The organism is Luteibacter sp. P1_D3, from assembly GCF_056406135.1.
The window spans coordinates 83,694-99,939 of the sequence record NZ_JBFUAT010000029.1 but is presented as its reverse complement, the minus strand read 5'-3'; the positions used below and the strand labels follow the sequence as shown (position 1 = coordinate 99,939).

Genomic DNA, 16,246 nt, shown 5'->3' with positions numbered 1-16,246 from the left:
GCTTCTGGCTTCTTTGAAAGAGAACGGGGGCGCGCTTGCGCCCCCGGGAACATCAGGCATCGAGTCGCTTGGAGCCGGCTTCGAGACCGGACTTCAGGCTGGCTTCGACGAATCCGTCGAGATCRCCGTCGAGCACCTTCTGCGTGTCGGTGCGTTCAAGACCGGTGCGAAGATCCTTGATACGCGACTGGTCGAGCACGTAGTTGCGGATCTGGCTGCCCCAGCCGATGTCGGACTTGGTCGCTTCCAGCGCATCACGCTCGACATTGCGCTTCTGCACTTCCAGCTCGTACAGCTTGGCTTTGAGCATCTTCATCGCGCGGTCGCGGTTGGCATGCTGGCTGCGCTCGGTCTGGCAAGCCACGACCGTGTTAGTCGGGACATGCGTGATACGCACGGCCGACTCGGTCTTGTTGACGTGCTGACCACCGGCGCCGGACGAACGGTAGACGTCCGTGCGCAGGTCGGCCGGATTGATGTCGATCTCGATGTTGTCGTCGACTTCCGGGGAGACGAACACCGAGGTGAAACTGGTGTGCCGGCGGTTGTCGGAGTCGAACGGGCTCTTGCGGACCAGGCGATGCACGCCGATCTCGGTCTTCAGCCAGCCATAGGCGTAGTCGCCTTCGACGCGGAAGGTGGCCGACTTGATGCCGGCGACGTCGCCTGCACTGACTTCCATCATCTCGGTTTTCCAGCCACGCGATTCCGCCCAGCGCAGGTACATGCGCAGGAGGATTTCGGCCCAGTCCTGGGCTTCGGTACCACCGGCACCGGCCTGGACATCGACGAAAGCGGCGGCGGAATCGAGCTCGCCCGAGAACATGCGCTGGAATTCCAGCTTGCTCACGCGGGCGTCGATCTTGCCCAGATCGCCGACGATCGACTGCACGGTGTCGTCGTCGCCATCGGCGGCGGCCATCTCGAGCAGTTCTTTCGAATCGGCCAGCGAGCCGGACATCTCGTCGATGCCGGTGACGATACCGTCGAGCTGCGAACGCTCGCGGCCCAGCTCCTGGGCGCGCTTGGGGTCATCCCATACCTTGGGATTCTCCAGCTCGCGGGTTACTTCTTCGAGGCGTTCTTTCTTGACAGCGTAGTCAAAGATACCCCCTAAGCGACTCGACGCGGCCCGTAAGGTCCGCAATCTGCGCGAGGATCGGATTGGTCTCGATCATGGTTGGCTTGCCTGCTGGTGCGGCGCGGGACGCGCCGGCTAAAGCGTCCAATCCTAACAAATCCCGCCCTGCGCCGCACCGCAGCACACCGTCACTTCAGTAGGAGCCGATTCATCGGCGAACGGGTGCTTGCGGCACCCTGCTCTCTCCCACAGTATTTGTCAGGCCGGGAGGGCCTCCTGGTGGACCCCGCGGATGGACCGGCCCGATGGATCGGCTGCTGCGGCAAAGGCCGGGTCCCACTCCAGCGCCGCCGGTGACGAGCAGGCGATCGACTTGCCGCCCGGCACCGTCGCGGCGCAGGACTCGCCGGGGAAGTGCTTTTCGAACAGGGTCCGGTAGAAGAACGCTTCCTTGGTCGCTGGGGTGTTGTGGGGGAACCGGGCACCTGCCGCCGCGAACTCGCGGTCGGAGACCATCGCCTCGGCGTGGGCCTTGAGCCCGTCGATCCAGCCGTAGCCCACCCCGTCGCTGAACTGCTCCTTCTGCCGCCAGAGGATTTCTTCGGGAAGCGCGCCCTCGAAGGCTTCGCGCAGGATGCCTTTCTCGATGCCCTTGCGTGCGACCATTTTCGACTCGGCGTCGAAGGCCATCGCGATGTCCAGGAACTCCGTATCCAGGAAGGGCACGCGCGCCTCCACACCCCAGGCGGACATGGACTTGTTGGCGCGCAGGCAGTCGTAATAGTGCAGCGCATCCAGCTTGCGGATGGTCTCCTCGTGGAACGCACGGGCCGAAGGCGCCTTGTGGAAATACAGGTAGCCGCCAAAGATCTCGTCCGAGCCCTCGCCGGACAGCACCATCTTCACCCCCATCGCCTTGATCCGCCGGGCAAGCAGGAACATCGGGGTGGAGGCGCGGATCGTGGTGACGTCGTAGGTTTCGATATGCCGGATGACTTCGGGCAAGGCATCGAGGCCTTCCTCGAAGGTGTAGCGGAAGCCGTGGTGCACGGTACCCAGGGCCTCGGCAGCGACTTCGGCGGCTTTGAGGTCCGGCGAGCCCTCCAGGCCGATCGCGAAGGAATGCAGCCGCGGCCACCAGGCTTCGCCACGATCGTCTTCCTCGATACGGCGCCGCGCGAAGCTCGCAGCAACGGCGGCGACCAGCGAGGAATCGAGGCCGCCGGAAAGGAGCACGCCATACGGCACGTCCGTCATCATCTGCCGATGCACGGCGGCTTCGAACACGGCGCGAAGGTCCTTCGGCTCGATCGTTCGCCCCGCGGTGGCGTCGTAGTCGCGCCATGCCGGCGTCCAGTAACGCACGGCTTCGCCCGTCTCACTGTCGTAGACGTGGCCCGGGGGAAACGGCGCCACGTCGGCGCACACGCCGACCAGCGACTTCATTTCCGAGGCCACGCAGAGGCGCCCTGCCCGGTCGTGACCCCAGTAGAGCGGGCACACACCGAGCGCGTCGCGCGCGATCAGGAAGCGACGGCGGCCCGCATCCCATAGCGCGAAAGCAAAGATGCCGTTGAGTTTGCCGAGGAACCCGGCGCCCTCGGCGCGGTAGAGCGCATTGATGACTTCGCAATCGGAGCCCGTGGTGAAAGCGTAGTCACTGGCTGCCCGCAGTTCGCGGTGGTTGTAGATCTCGCCGTTCACTGCCAGCGCCAGATCGCCTTCGGGCGAACGAAGTGGCTGGGCGCCGCTCGCCGGGTCGACGATGGCGAGGCGCTCGTGCACGAGGATCGCGCCCTGGTCGACGTAGACGCCGCTCCAGTCCGGACCGCGGTGGCGCTGCCGCTGGGAAAGCTCCATCGCCTGCGTACGCAGGGCAATCAGGTCGTCGCCGGCCGCAAGGCCGAACATACCGAAGATCGAACACATGGCCTTGTCACTCCTGGTCGGTCACTGGAAGTCGCTGATGAAACGGCGCAAAGAAAAAGGCCCGCCTGGTGAGGGCGGGCCTTTCGTGTGTGGGGTGCTTTCGCTGAAACCGCCTACACGCCGACCCTCCCGAGGTTCCGGGGATTATTGGTGTTGGCGTTATTGGCGGTGAGGCGGGTCATGGATCGAATAGAGCATGATTGGGAGGGTGATGCAAGCACCCGTTCGCCGATGAATCGGCTCCTACCAGGCGGGCCACGTTTGCTTGGTAGGAGCCGATTCATCGGCGATCCTTGCGAAGCCCTATGCGAAGGATCTCCCATGCACCCCCTCCTTGCCCTGGCCCTGCTCTCGAGTGCCCAGCCCACGCCCGCCTGGTTGACCGGCGACTGGGAGCCCTACAGCAACGCCTTCATCGGCCTGCACATGCTCAGCGTTGGCAAAAACACGCTCAGCTGGAAAGGCTGCGCCAACGCGGGTTTCGACGTCGTCGACAGCAGCGACAACAGCGTGACGATCCGGTTGGCGAAAGGCAGCACGTGCACGCTCGACGACGCGCCGCCGACACGCATGGACACGGTCCGATTCACCCTTCGCGAAAACCATTGCGATCTCGGCGTCACGGTGTACGCCTCGCCCGAGGCGGCGAAGCGTAACGAACCTTCCGCGGAAGGTCTTTACGGCAAGTCGAAGTGCCCGTCAGGCCCTGCGTCTCAAGCCGCGGCCAACCTCTCGACCACGACACGGTAGGCCTCGGCGGCCGACTGTTCGGCTGCGTGCGAGAAGTCGCGCACGCGCCACTGGCCGCCGACCATCACATCGCGCACGAGCGGCGTATTGCCGGCGAACAGGAAGCTGTCGATCACGTCGGCTTCGTCACGCGCCGCGAGCAGCGGTGAACGATCGTCGAGCACGAGAAGATCGGCACGCGCACCGTCGGCCAGCCGTGCGATATCCGTGGCGGCGGCGAGCGCACCGCCTTGCAGGGCACGCTGCCAGAGCGCCGTGCCCACGCTCTCTTCCGGTCGCCGCGCCGCCACGTTGCGGTGACGCGTGATCAGACGCTGGCCATACTCGAGCCAGCGTAGTTCTTCCACCGGCGACACGGAAATATGCGAGTCGGAGCCGATACCCAGCGTACCGCCCGCATCGATGAAGGCCGCGAGCGGGAACAATCCGTCGCCGAGGTTCGCCTCCGTGGTCGGGCACAGGCCCGCGACGGCGCCGCTCCTGGCGAGGCGATCGGTTTCGTGCGGCGTGAGATGCGTGGCGTGGATGAGGGTCCAGCGCGAATTGACCTCAGCGTGGTCGAGCAGCCACTCGACCGGGCGCGCGCCGCGCACGGCAAGGCAGTCCTGCACTTCACCGAGCTGTTCGGCGATATGGATATGGATCGGCAATTCACGACACACGCCGCTGGCCAGCAGGGCGCGCATGGCATCCTCCGGTACTGCGCGCAGCGAGTGCAACGCGATGCCCAGGCGCAGCATGTCGTTCTGCAACGGGGCCAGCCGCTCGAGCAAGGCCACGTACTGGCCGACGTCGTGACGGAAGCGCTGCTGGCGCTCGTTCAGCGGGCGGCCGTCGAAGCCGCCGGTCATGTAGAGCACGGGCAGCAGGGTCAGCCCGATGCCGGCCTCCTTGGCGGCCTCGATCAATGCCAGCGACATCGCCGCGGGTTCGGCGTAATGCACGCCGCGCGGCCCGTGGTGCAGATAGTGAAATTCACAGACCTGCGTATAGCCCGCTTTCACCATCTCGATGTAGAGCTGGGTGGCGATCGCCTTGAGGTCGTCCGGATCGATCGCCTCGGCAAAGGCATACATCGTTTCGCGCCAGGTCCAGAAGCTGTCTTCCCCCGGGCCGCGCCGCTCGGCCAGGCCGGCCATCGCCCGCTGGAAGGCGTGCGAATGGAGATTGGGCATGCCCGGCAGGACGAAGCGACCTACACGTTCGCCGCCAGCCAGAGCGGGTGCCGGGGCAAAGCGGGCGCCGGAAATCGACAGGCCTGGCCCGCCCGCATGCCAGCTACCGTCCTGCCAGAGGAAATCCGCGGTCAAGGGGGTCGGCGACATGGGGGCGTCCTGTGAGATCCAGCGGGCATGGTAACCGACGGGCATAATGCGGGAATGACCGAGATCATCGCCGCTCAATCGCCGAAGCTGCTGCTTCGTCTGGCGCGTCCGACTGACGTGCCCGAACTGGTCGCCCTCACCGCCCGGGTCTACACGCCTGAATGGGGCCACTCGGCGGAAATGCTGCAGGGCCAGCAGACCCACTTTCCCGAAGGCCAGTTCGTGGTCGAGTACGAGGGGAAAATCGTCGGGTTCTGCGCCACGTTCCGCATCAACGAAGCCGTGGCGCTGGCGCCGCACACCTGGATGCAGATCACCGGTGGCGGATTCGCTTCGCGTCACGATCCCAAGGGCGACTGGCTCTACGGGATGGAGATCGTGGTCCATCCCGATTACCGCGGCATGCGTATCGGGCAGCGGCTGTACATGGCGCGCAAACGCGTGTGCACCGACCTGAAACTGCGCGGCATCGTCTTTGGCGGCCGCATGCCGGGGCTGGCCCGCGCGATCGGTCGCTACGGCAGCGCGGAAGGCTACGTGCAGGCCGTGGTCGACGGCAGCCGCCGCGACGCCACGCTGAGTTTCCAGCTGCGCAACGGCTTCGAAGTCATCGGCCTGCTGCGTGAATACGTGCCCTCCGACCATGAATCGCTGGGTTACGCGGCGCACCTGATCTGGCGCAACCCGCAACTGCACGATCATCCGGATACGCCGAAGGTATCGCAAAGCCACCGCCTGCCCGACTCGGTGCGCGTGGCGTCGGTGCAGTACCAGCAACGACGCATCGGCTCGTTCGCCGAGTTCGCCACCCAGGTCGAGTACTTCGTCGATATCGCCGCCGACTACGATGCGGACTTCGTCGCCTTTCCCGAGCTGATCACCCTGCAGCTGCTGTCGATCGAAAACGCCGAACTGTCGCCGGTGGATTCGATAAGGCGCCTCTCCGAGTACACCGACGAGGTCAAGGCGCTGTTCCATCGCCTGGCCGTGCACTACAACATCAACATCGTCGGCGGCTCCCACCCCACGCGCCAGCCCAACGGCGACATTCATAACGTCTGCTACGTCTGCCTGCGCGACGGTTCGATCCACGAGCGCGAGAAGCTGCATCCCACACCCAGCGAGCGCAACGTCTGGAACATCACCGGCGGCGATACGGCGGCGACGATCCAGACCGACTGCGGCCCGATCGGCGTGATGATCTGCTATGACTCGGAGTTTCCCGAGGTCGCACGGCACCTGACGGACCAGGGGGCGCTGATCCTGTTCGTGCCGTTCTGCACCGACGTACGCGCGGGCTACCTGCGCGTACGTTACTGCTCGCAGGCGCGGGCCATCGAAAACCAGTGTTATGTCGTGCTGTCGGGCAACGTCGGCAACCTGCCCGGCGTGAATAATTTCGATATCCAGTACGCGCAAAGCTGCATCCTCACGCCGAGCGACCTGCCCTTCGCTCGGGACGGCATCGCCGCCGATTCCACACCCAACATCGAGACTGTCTTGTTCGCTGACCTACGCCTGGAAAACCTCGCCCGCGCACGCAACTCCGGKGCGGTGCAAAACCTCAAGGATCGTCGTTTCGATCTCTACCAGGTGCGCTGGTCGCGCATGCCGGAGGGCAAATGAACTTCGACCGGCTCCGGGCCTTCGGCCAGCACGACTGGCTTTCGCCCGAGCAGTGGCGTCGCCGCATTCTTTTCTGGTCCGGCGCCATCGTGGTAGGTCTCGCCGCAGTGCTCTTCGCGAAAGCCGCGGATTTCGCCTTCGGTCTGTTCCACGTGGTCGCATCGCACGGCTGGTGGGTACCACTGATCATTACGCCGGCGACGTTCGCCCTGCTCTGCTGGCTCACCCAGGGTGCCCTGAAGGCGACCCGTGGATCAGGCATCCCGCAAGCCATCGCCGCTTTGAAAGTCGAAGACGAGAACTTCCGTGCGCGTCTGCTCTCGCTCAAGGTGGCTGCCGGCAAGATGGCACTGACGCTCGCCGCCTTGCTCGGTGGCGCGTCGGTAGGCCGCGAAGGCCCGACCGTGCACATTGGCGCCGGCCTGTTGTACTCCATGGGTCGACGGTTCGGATTCGACGATCCCACGGCAGCGGGCCGCTTCATCCTTGCCGGCTCCGCGGCCGGCCTTGCTGCGGCGTTCAACACTCCCCTGGCCGGCGTCGTCTTCGCCATCGAGGAAATGTCCGGCACGTTCGAGCATCGCATCAGCGGCACGCTGCTCACCGCCATCGTCGTGGCGGGCGTCGTTTCACTGGGTCTCGTCGGCAACTACGCCTACTTCGGCGACATCACCGCCGCGCTGCCTCTGGGCCGCGCCTGGATCGCCGTGCTGCTCACCGGCGTCGTCGGCGGACTGGCCGGCGGCCTGTTCGCGCGCCTGATCATCCCGTCGGCGACAGGGTTTCGTGGCGCGATGGGACGGCTGCGTGCCCGCCAGCCCGTGGTGTTCGCGGCCGTCTGCGGCCTGGCGCTCGTGCTGCTGAGCCTGCTCAGCGCGAACGGACTTTACGGCACGGGTTATGCGCAGGCACGCGACATCCTGCAGGGCCACAGCGACACCGGCCCCCTGTTCGGCGTACTGAAGTTCCTCGGTAACATCGCGTCCTCGTGGGCCGGCATTCCCGGCGGCATCTTCTCGCCGGCGCTCGCCGTTGGCGCCGGGCTCGGCGGCAATATCGCCCAGCTCCTGCCTGGTGCGGATACCTCGGCCGTCGTCCTGCTGGGGATGGCGGCGTATCTTGCCGGCGTGACGCAGGCCCCGCTGACGGCCGTGGTGATCTCGCTGGAACTTACGGCCAATCACCAGATGGCGCTACCGATCATGGCCGCGTGCCTGCTGGCGCGCGCCGTCTCCGGCCTGGTCTGCCGTGTTCCCGTGTACAAGGCCCTGGCCGACGTACTCATCGAACGCTACGAGGAAGAACGCGTGCGTCGGGACACTCCCCTCACCGAAGGAGCGACACCCGCATGACCACCGATGACCGCTGGGATGGCCTGCTGCTGGACGTCGGCCTCGCCACCCTCGTCGACAATGGCGTGCCCTACGGAGCCATCGCGGACGGCGCGATCGGCTGGCGCGATGGCGTTATCACGTTTGCCGGCCCCCGTAGCGATCTGGCGGGCGATCCTCATGCGCTGGCGCACCGGGTCGAATCCCTGCCCGGGACCTGGGTGACGCCCGGCCTGATCGACTGCCATACCCACCTGGTGTTCGGCGGCGACCGCGCGCAGGAGTTCGAACAGCGCCTCGAGGGCGCTTCGTACGAAGACATCGCGCGTGCTGGCGGCGGTATCGTCTCCAGCGTGCGCGCGACACGCGCGGCGAGCGAGGACGAGCTGTTGCAGCAGTCCCTTCCGCGCGCGAAGGCCTTGCTGGCGGATGGCGTGACCACGCTTGAAATCAAGTCAGGCTATGGCCTCGAGCCCGATGCCGAGCGGCGCATGCTGCGCGTCGCGCGCCGCATCGGCGTCGAACTGGGTATCGACGTGCGCACCAGTTTCCTGGGAATGCATGCCCTGCCGCCGGAATACGCGGGGCGACGCGACGAGTACGTCGCCCTGGTCTGCGACACGATGCTGCCCTCCCTGGCCGGCGAGGAACTGGTCGACGCCGTCGACGCGTTTTGTGAGGGCATCGGCTTCACCCACGCCGAAACCGAACGACTCTTCCGCAAGGCGAGTGAACTGGGCCTGCCGGTGAAGCTCCACGCCGAGCAGTTGTCCGACCTGGGCGGCGCGGCGCTGGTCGCCCGTTATGGCGGCCTCTCCGCCGACCACCTCGAATGGACCAGCGAAGAAGGCGTGCGCGCCATGGCCGAAGGGGGGACCGTGGCGGTACTGCTGCCTGGCGCCTACTACGCCCTGCGTGACACACGCCCGCCGCCGATCGACTCGTTCCGCCGCCACGGCGTGGCGATGGCGGTGGCCACCGATCTCAACCCCGGCACCTCGCCCCTGCTGTCGCTTCGCCTTGCCATGGGCATGGCCTGCACACTGTTTCGCCTGACCCCCGAAGAAGCGCTGCGCGGCGCCACGGTCCATGCCGCGCGCGCCCTTGGGCTCGACGACCGCGGCATCCTTGCGGCCGGCCGTCGCGCCGATCTCGCGATCTGGAACATCCGTCACTTGCCGGAACTCTGCTACTGGATCGGTGGCGATCTGTTACGCGAGGTGCGGGTGGCCGGCGAGCGTCCCGACGCGACGTAATCCGCACGATTTTTCCGAATTGTTCCATCGATAGGCGAGAAGGTCTCGCCTAAGATCGGGGATGTCGATCTCGCACGGCACACGCTGCGCGTTGTAAGGAACATCGTTGATTGCACCACCGCCAGCGCGCCGCGGGGCACGCGCCACGTCCCGCCACGTCGCAAGCCTGATAGTGACCCTGGCGCTGCTCGTCGCGTGCGCCGATCCACGGGAGACCGCCGCCGAGCGCGCCACGCGCGCCCGGCAGATGCGAGACGTCTCGCGCATGCTCGACGCTATGGAGACGCCACCCTTGCCCGGTAGCGGGGATACCAGATTCACCGGCGTTCCCGGTGCGGCTCCATCGCCCTCCGACGCGGCACGCCGCACCCCGCCTGTGTCGACGCCACTCCGCGACGGCTCTGGCTGGGCGCTGGCCTTCGGCGCGATCGCCACTGCCGGCAGCGTCGTCGCCGGTTTTCGGTGGCGACGCCGACGGCGGGTACGCTCGCCGAACGCTCCACGGCTATCGATCGCCCACGCCTTTGCCGACGATACGCCTGCGCAGCCTGCCAGGGCCCCCGCACTGAAATCACCTGAATGGGTCTATGTCGACTCGACGTATGCGACACCCTTGCTCTACATGGTCCCCGAGCCGGTCGACCTGCTGCTGCCCGCGCTCCCGCTGTCCGAGCCGTCGACCGCGAGACCCACCTCGCCGCGGCGGCGCCAGGCGCTGCTGATGGAACTCGAGGCCATCGACGCCAGCCCGGCCCTGCACCTGATCGGTGACGAGCGATTTCCGGAGATCCGTCGCGTCGGCGAAGGCGGCGCCAGCGTCGACGCATGGCAAGCCATCCTTGAAGACACCAGCAAGGGCGACGACGATGACGCCCGGCTGGCGCGCTGGCTTTCACCGGCCATCCTCGTGCTTCGCTCGCGCGATCATCGTCGGCGAGGTGCCGAGGCCTTGCTCGAGGATGCCGCGCAACGCACACGCGATGGCATGAATCGAGCCACTGAGGATGAGCGTCCACACTGGATAGGCCGTGCCATCCGCGTCGAGCTGGCTCGCATCGAACGCCTCTCCGGCGCCACGCGACTGTTCGCCCTACGCGCCCTCCAGTCACGCCAGCTCATCGACCTCGGCGCAGAGGAAACGCCGGTGCTCGATGCCTGGATCGACGTGCAACTGGCCTGGGCCGGATGGTTGCTCGGCGGCGKTGCGACCGCACGCCAGGCCGAAGCCGAGGCCCTGTGCGATCGCCTTGCGGCCATCGGGCCCGAAGCGACGACCCGCGCCCTGCGTCGGCGCGCCGACATCTTCCTCCAACGCGCGGAGAACGAAAAAGCCGCGGCGCGCCTTGCCAACCTGGGATACGCGCAGGCGCTGCTCGAAGACGCCTATACGCGCGACCACGATGCCGGTAACGCCTTGCTGCTCGCACGCTGCGCCCGACTACGCGCCATGACGCTTCCGCCATCCGACGCCGTCGATGCCTGCGCCGTGGCACTCACCCATGCCTTTCTCGCCGAACAGGATCCGGCCTGGCGCATGGACGCTCTCGAATGCCGCCTGGCGATCCAGCTGACCTACGAATCGTTGCCCGGCCGGGCCATCCAGGGCGAAGTGGCGGCATCACTGGGACGCGAACTCGCCTCGATGGCCGCCGATTCCGTCGGCGCGCGCACGGCCATGGCGGCGACACGCCTGCGCGAGGGCGATTTCGCCGGCGCCAGTGCGTTGTGCGAGGCCGCGTGGCGCAGCGGTGGCGGCGACACCCATCTGCTCAATCTCTGGCGCGACGCCTGTCGCGGCTGGACGCAAACCGCCGACACCACCGGCCACGATCGCCATGCACTCGCCCAGGCGGTGCGCCAGTTGGCCATCGCGCGCGCCACTCTCTAGACCAGGAACGCTGCAGACCCATGAGTTCTCACCCCTCTCCCCTAGGCACGCCAGCTCCGCTCTGGCATACGCGATACGGCATCACCGCCGCGGTCGCCACCGACAATGTCGTCGCCCGCTCTCTCCAGCTCTATGGCGAATGGGCCGAGCACGAGACCAACCTGCTCAGCGGACTCGTCGAAGAAGGCCAGACCCTCCTCGAGTTCGGGGGCGATTTCGCAGCGCACACCTTGTGGATGGCGCACGCGGTCGGCCCGCTCGGACAGGTGCATGTCGTGGAGCCTCGCCGCCTGCGCTTTCAGCAACTCTGCGCCAACGTCGCTCTCAACCAGCTCGACAACGTCTTCACTCATCCGGTCTGGCTGGACCGCAGTCCCGGGCAGCGCCCGCTGGACGCCAGGGAATCGGTGCGCGCGGTGACCATCGACAGCCTCCAGCTCGACGCCATCCACCTGATGAAGTTCAATCTTGCCGACACCCTGGTCGACGCACTCGCCGGCGCCAGGGAGACCCTGCGCGAGCACCGGCCCCTGCTCTACGTGCGCCTGTCGGGCATGGAACAGGCGGGCCAGGAAGTCGCATCGATCAAGGCGCTCGGCTACCGCGTGTGGTCACACGTGCCTTACCTGTACAACAGCGACAACCATGCCGGCGTCGAGAACAACATCTTCCCGGGCATCGTCCAACAGAACGCCATCGCCGCGCCAGCGGATAGCCATTTCGAGTTTGGTGACCGGCTGGAGCTGTGAACCGCGCCGCTGGAAACAAAAAGCCCCGCATACGCGGGGCTTCTCATCTCACGCAGTGAAGGCTTACGCCTTCTTGCGCGGGGCCGCCTTCTTGGCGGCGGCAGCCGGCTTTGCAGCGGCCGGCTTTGCCACGGCTGCACCGCTGACGACGTCAACGTGCGGACGAGCATTGCCATAGCTGGAACGGTTGATCTTGCCGCGACGGGTGCGGCGATCGCCCTTGCCCATGGGAAACTCCTTGATTCGGAATGATGAAGAGGAACGGCCGGCCATCGTATCAGCGGCGGCGTAAATGGCAAGCCTGACGGCCGTTCAGTGAACGTGCTGGCTGCCCTTTCCGCAGCCTTCGAGCTCATCCGGACAGCGGCCCGGGTCGAATTGGACGGTGGCATGACCCACCTGCCAACGCTCGACGAGCATGGTCTTGATAGCCGTGAGACAGCGCGCCGGATCGGCGCCAGGCCGCAATTCGGCGTGCAAGGTGGCCATTCGTGCACCGGCGGTGACCTGCCATACGTGCACGTGGTGGATATCCAGGATGTTCTCGTCGGCCTCACGCAGGCCTTTCTCGATGTCGGCCAGATGGATACCCTCCGGCGTGCCCTCGAGCAGGATGTGCCCCGAGCGGCGCAGCAGCGACCACGCACTACGCAGGATCAGCAGCGACACCAGGATCGACAGGACCGGATCCGCCCAGAGCCAGCCGGCCCAACGCACGGCCAGCGCAGCGAGCACCGCGGCGACCGAGCCGAGCAGATCGCCCAGGACATGCAGGCTGGCGCCGGCGATGTTGACGTCGTCAGGGTCGTGCCCGTGCAGGGTGCGAAGTACCACGACGTTGGCGACCAGGCCGATCACCGCCACCACCAGCATCACGCCGGAGAGGATCGGCTGGGGATCGAACAGCCGCTGCACGGCTTCGACGATGATGAAGGCGACGAGGGCGAACTGGGTCAGCGCGTTGACGAAGCCGGCCAGCACCTCGATGCGGCCGTATCCGAAGCTTCGCCGTGCGTCGGCGGGACGGGCAGCGAATCGCGCACCCAGGAAGGCCAACAGCAGGGCCAGCGCATCCACCAGCATATGGCCGGCATCCGCCAGCAGGGCCAGCGATCCGGAGACCAGGCCGCCAGCCGCCTCGACCATCAACATGATCAGGGTCAGGACGAACGCGAACAGCAGCTTCTTCTCGCTGCTCCCTTCGAAGTGGCTGTGGTCGTGCGCGTGAGCCTCACCGTGCGAGTGGCCGGCGTGGTCGTGGGAGTGGTCGTGTGCCATGCGCGAAGGCTAGGGAATCGTGCCGCGGTTACACAATCACGGGTGGGCGCAGGACGGACCGTGGATGTGGCCGGCGTGCTCGCTGCGGTCCACACGCAAATTGACGAAATGCGCCGAAGCCAAGAGGAAACCACCACAGGTGACGAGCACGCTATGAACGATCAACGAGTCGCTGTGCAGGAAGGTCACGCCCAGGATCAGCAGCATCAGGCCGGGCGTTGCCAGGATCAACGGCAGGCGGCGGCGATGCCGGCGAAAGCCCGAGATGAGCGCAGCACTGGCCAGGACGCAGGCGAATGCGACGAAACCGGCTTCGAAACGGTGATCGGCGAGAAAGGACAGACCCAGTACCGGCAGCAGGGCCAGGACGAAAGGCAGCGCGGCACAGTGGATGGCGCACAGGAACGAGGCCAGGGCGCCGACGCGATCGGCAGCATGCCACCAGCGCCGTGGCGTTTCGGAATCGACGGGGGATTCGACAGGGAAATCGGTCATGAGATGCATAGCGTGACTTCTTGCACAGACACAGGCAAGCGATGATACTTTATAACATTGCAGAAGCCAAGAAAATCAATCCTTTCCGTCCGGCCCGACAAGCGCTCTTTTTCCGTAGGAGCCGATTCATCGGCGATAACCCAGTTGCCGAGCCCCTTCACGGGCCAGGCGACATGTCTTAACGGCAGTTCTTGCAGATGCCGTGCACTTCGAGGGTCTGCGCCTGCGGACGGAATCCGAACGCCTTGGCCTGTGCCTCGATCAGGTCGGCCACGCGCTCGTCACACACTTCCTGAGCGCACTGACACTTGTCGCAGATCAGGAAGGGCACCTGATGCGACTCGGCCGGATGGTGGCAGGACACGTAGGCGTTGATCGACTCCAGCTTGTGAATGAAGCTGTTCTCGAGCAGGAAATCGAGTGCCCGATAGACCGTCGGCGGCGCCGCATTACCGTGCTTCTCGCGAAGACGATCCAGCAAGTCATAGGCCTTGACGGGTTTGCCCGCGCTCGCGACCAGCTCGAGGACTTCGCGACGCAGCGGCGTCAACCGCAGGCCACGCTCGTTCGAGGCGTGCTCGACCGCCGCGACGAAGCTGCGTGCGTCGTCGTGGTGCTCATGATCGTGTCGGTGGGCGGCTTGCGTGGTCACATCGAGTCCTCGTGTGCTTCAGTCTAACATGAGGCCACGTCAACGATTTTTCGAGCCCGGTAGCGGTGGGGGCTGCGGGCCGCCGACCGGCGATGACGGCGGCAGCGGTGGCGGGCCCCGCTTCGGCATGAAGGGAATGACCCATCCAAAGGGACCCAGGACCAGCGCCCCGATGATGCCCGCCATGGTCCTCCCCCGCCACCAGCCCAGTAAGGCGCCGACGGCGATAAAGAAGACCTGCCAGGCAATCAGGTTCCACCAGGGCACCAGGCCCATCAGGTTACTGAAGATGCGCAGCGACGCACCGGGGTCGTCAGGATCGACCCCTTGCATCGCTCGCGCGAGAAGCTCATCCACGCGAGCGGGCGAGCGCCTCGTCGATGCGCGAGATGGCACCCTCGCGACCGGCGAGGTAAATGGTGTGCTCGATGGACGGTGACACCTGGGTGCCCGTCATCGCCACGCGCAGCGGCGCGGCGACCTTGCCCATACCGAGCTCCAGCGACGCCGCCACGCGCTCGACCGCGCCGTGAATGGCCTCGGGCGTCCACTCAGGGAGCGCAGCCATCTCGGTCTTCGCCGCCTCGAGCGCGGCCGGCGCCGTCTCGGTGCGCAGGTGCTTCTCGATGGCCTTGTCGTCCCACGTCACGATCGGGCCGTACCAGATCATCGCGCGCTCGCCCATTTCCTTGAAGGTCTGCACGCGGTCACGCAAGGCGACAACGACATCGGCCGGATTCGGGCCCTTCGCCGGGTCGATGCCGATCTTCTCCAGATGCCAGGCCAGCTCGAGACCGAGCGTGGCCGGATCGTCCGTCTTCAGATAGTGCTGGTTGAGCCAGGACAGCTTGTTGACGTCGAAACGCGATGCGGCCTTGTTGACATCGGAAACGTCGAACAAGGTCTTCATGTCGTCGACCGAAAAGATCTCCTGGTCGCCATGCGACCAGCCGAGTCGAACCAGGTAATTGAGCAGCGCGTGCGGCAGGAAGCCATCGTCGCGATACTGCATGACACTCACCGCGCCGTGGCGCTTGGAAAGCTTCTGGCCATCCGGGCCCAGGATCATCGGCAGATGGGCGAACTCGGGCACGGGTGCACCCAGCGCCTTGTAGATGTTGATCTGGCGCGGCGTGTTGTTGACGTGGTCGTCGCCACGGATCACTTCGGTGATGCCCATGTCGATGTCGTCCACGACGACGGCGAAGTTGTAGGTCGGGAAGCCATCCGAGCGGAAGATGACGAGATCGTCGAGCTCTTCATTGGACCACTCGATACGGCCCTTCACCTTGTCGTCGAAAACGACGCTACCGGTGGCCGGGTTCTTGAAACGAATGACCCGGTTCGGATCGTCACGCATCGGCTCGTTGCGATCGCGGTAATAGCCGTTGTAACGCGGCTTCACGCCAGCAGCCATCGCCGCGTTGCGCATCGCCTCGATCTCTTCCTTGGTCTCGTAAGCGTAGTAGGCCTTCCCCTCACGCAGCAGCTGCTCGGCGACCTCGCGGTAACGATCCATGCGCAGGGTCTGGTAGTACGGGCCTTCGTCGTGCACGAGGCCAAGCCAGGACATGCCGTCGAGGATGGCCTGCACGGCCTCCTGCGTGGACCGCTCACGGTCGGTGTCCTCGATGCGCAGCACAAACTCGCCGCCACGGCGACGGGATTCCAGCCAGCAGTACAGCGCGGTGCGGGCACCGCCGATATGCAGGTAGCCAGTGGGACTGGGAGCGAAGCGGGTACGTACGGTCATCGTGAGGGTCGTTCGGCAGGCAAGACCGCGATTTTAACCCAGCCATGCTGTCATATGCCGGTCATGCCCCGATAACCGCCCGGACACGCCATTGCGCGAGCATGCGTCAAGCCAGGCCAGAAGGGGCACCGCC

15 protein-coding genes are annotated in these 16,246 nt (G+C 65.9%); 6 read left to right on the top strand and 9 right to left on the bottom strand.

Annotation, left to right across the window (positions count from 1 at the left end; genetic code table 11):
* Positions 1 to 52 precede the first annotated feature (52 nt).
* Together prfB and asnB are read right to left on the bottom strand one after the other, a co-directional pair.
* Positions 53 to 1,178, bottom strand: a protein-coding gene (prfB, locus tag AC1DYM_RS17410) for a peptide chain release factor 2 (RefSeq protein WP_125903080.1) whose coding sequence is annotated in 2 segments (ribosomal slippage) — positions 53 to 1,102 and positions 1,104 to 1,178 — 1,125 coding nt in all. Because the reading frame shifts where the segments join, the coding sequence is not laid out codon by codon here.
* Positions 1,179 to 1,339: 161 nt separating this feature from the next.
* Positions 1,340 to 3,010 (bottom strand): asparagine synthase B, encoded by a 1,671-nt coding sequence (gene asnB, locus AC1DYM_RS17405; RefSeq protein ID WP_477340454.1) that lies wholly within the window; start codon positions 3,008 to 3,010, stop codon positions 1,340 to 1,342.
* A 321-nt stretch (positions 3,011 to 3,331) separates the two neighbouring features.
* Here asnB and AC1DYM_RS17400 point away from each other — a divergent pair, with 321 nt between their 5' ends.
* Entirely contained in the window at positions 3,332 to 3,760 is a 429-nt protein-coding gene (locus tag AC1DYM_RS17400) for a hypothetical protein (protein ID WP_477340453.1), read from the top strand.
* Here AC1DYM_RS17400 and AC1DYM_RS17395 read toward each other — a convergent pair.
* Entirely contained in the window at positions 3,724 to 5,085 is a 1,362-nt protein-coding gene (locus tag AC1DYM_RS17395) for a formimidoylglutamate deiminase (protein ID WP_477340452.1), read from the bottom strand. The genes AC1DYM_RS17400 and AC1DYM_RS17395 overlap by 37 nt on opposite strands.
* Positions 5,086 to 5,139: 54 nt before the next feature.
* On the opposite strand from AC1DYM_RS17395, the gene AC1DYM_RS17390 reads away from it, so the two are divergent.
* The 5 genes from AC1DYM_RS17390 to AC1DYM_RS17370 all read left to right on the top strand — a co-directional run bounded on the left by AC1DYM_RS17390 (position 5,140) and on the right by AC1DYM_RS17370 (position 11,935).
* Positions 5,140 to 6,711 (top strand): GNAT family N-acetyltransferase, encoded by a 1,572-nt coding sequence (locus tag AC1DYM_RS17390; RefSeq protein WP_477340450.1) that lies wholly within the window; start codon positions 5,140 to 5,142, stop codon positions 6,709 to 6,711.
* Entirely contained in the window at positions 6,708 to 8,063 is a 1,356-nt protein-coding gene (locus AC1DYM_RS17385; protein WP_477340448.1) for a chloride channel protein, read from the top strand. Before AC1DYM_RS17390 ends, AC1DYM_RS17385 begins: the two co-directional genes overlap by 4 nt.
* Positions 8,060 to 9,298, top strand: a complete 1,239-nt coding sequence (gene hutI, locus AC1DYM_RS17380) for an imidazolonepropionase (RefSeq protein WP_477340446.1) — start codon at positions 8,060 to 8,062, stop codon at positions 9,296 to 9,298. Before AC1DYM_RS17385 ends, hutI begins: the two co-directional genes overlap by 4 nt.
* Before the next feature lie 106 nt (positions 9,299 to 9,404).
* On the top strand, positions 9,405 to 11,186 hold the full coding sequence (locus AC1DYM_RS17375; RefSeq protein ID WP_477340444.1) for a hypothetical protein: 1,782 nt from the start codon (positions 9,405 to 9,407) through the stop codon (positions 11,184 to 11,186).
* 20 nt (positions 11,187 to 11,206) lie between these two features.
* The gene (locus AC1DYM_RS17370) at positions 11,207 to 11,935 is read left to right on the top strand and encodes a class I SAM-dependent methyltransferase (protein WP_477340442.1); all 729 of its coding nucleotides are present in this window, start codon (positions 11,207 to 11,209) and stop codon (positions 11,933 to 11,935) included.
* 63 nt (positions 11,936 to 11,998) lie between these two features.
* Here the strand turns inward: AC1DYM_RS17370 and AC1DYM_RS17365 are convergent, their stop codons facing one another.
* From AC1DYM_RS17365 to gltX, 6 genes are all read right to left on the bottom strand, one after another.
* Positions 11,999 to 12,163 carry a 30S ribosomal protein THX gene (locus AC1DYM_RS17365; RefSeq protein ID WP_071924997.1) on the bottom strand — a complete coding sequence of 55 codons (165 nt, stop codon included), beginning with the start codon at positions 12,161 to 12,163 and terminating at the stop codon, positions 11,999 to 12,001.
* An 84-nt stretch (positions 12,164 to 12,247) separates the two neighbouring features.
* A complete protein-coding gene (locus AC1DYM_RS17360; protein ID WP_477340440.1) occupies positions 12,248 to 13,213 on the bottom strand; it encodes a cation diffusion facilitator family transporter in 966 nt (321 codons plus the stop codon).
* 36 nt (positions 13,214 to 13,249) lie between these two features.
* Entirely contained in the window at positions 13,250 to 13,717 is a 468-nt protein-coding gene (locus AC1DYM_RS17355) for a MerC domain-containing protein (protein WP_477340438.1), read from the bottom strand.
* 169 nt (positions 13,718 to 13,886) lie between these two features.
* Positions 13,887 to 14,360 (bottom strand): transcriptional repressor, encoded by a 474-nt coding sequence (locus AC1DYM_RS17350; RefSeq protein ID WP_046977562.1) that lies wholly within the window; start codon positions 14,358 to 14,360, stop codon positions 13,887 to 13,889.
* A gap of 39 nt (positions 14,361 to 14,399) precedes the next feature.
* Positions 14,400 to 14,717 carry a hypothetical protein gene (locus tag AC1DYM_RS17345; RefSeq protein ID WP_477340435.1) on the bottom strand — a complete coding sequence of 106 codons (318 nt, stop codon included), beginning with the start codon at positions 14,715 to 14,717 and terminating at the stop codon, positions 14,400 to 14,402.
* The gene (gene gltX, locus AC1DYM_RS17340) at positions 14,710 to 16,113 is read right to left on the bottom strand and encodes a glutamate--tRNA ligase (protein WP_477340433.1); all 1,404 of its coding nucleotides are present in this window, start codon (positions 16,111 to 16,113) and stop codon (positions 14,710 to 14,712) included. Before gltX ends, AC1DYM_RS17345 begins: the two co-directional genes overlap by 8 nt.
* Positions 16,114 to 16,246 lie beyond the last annotated feature (133 nt).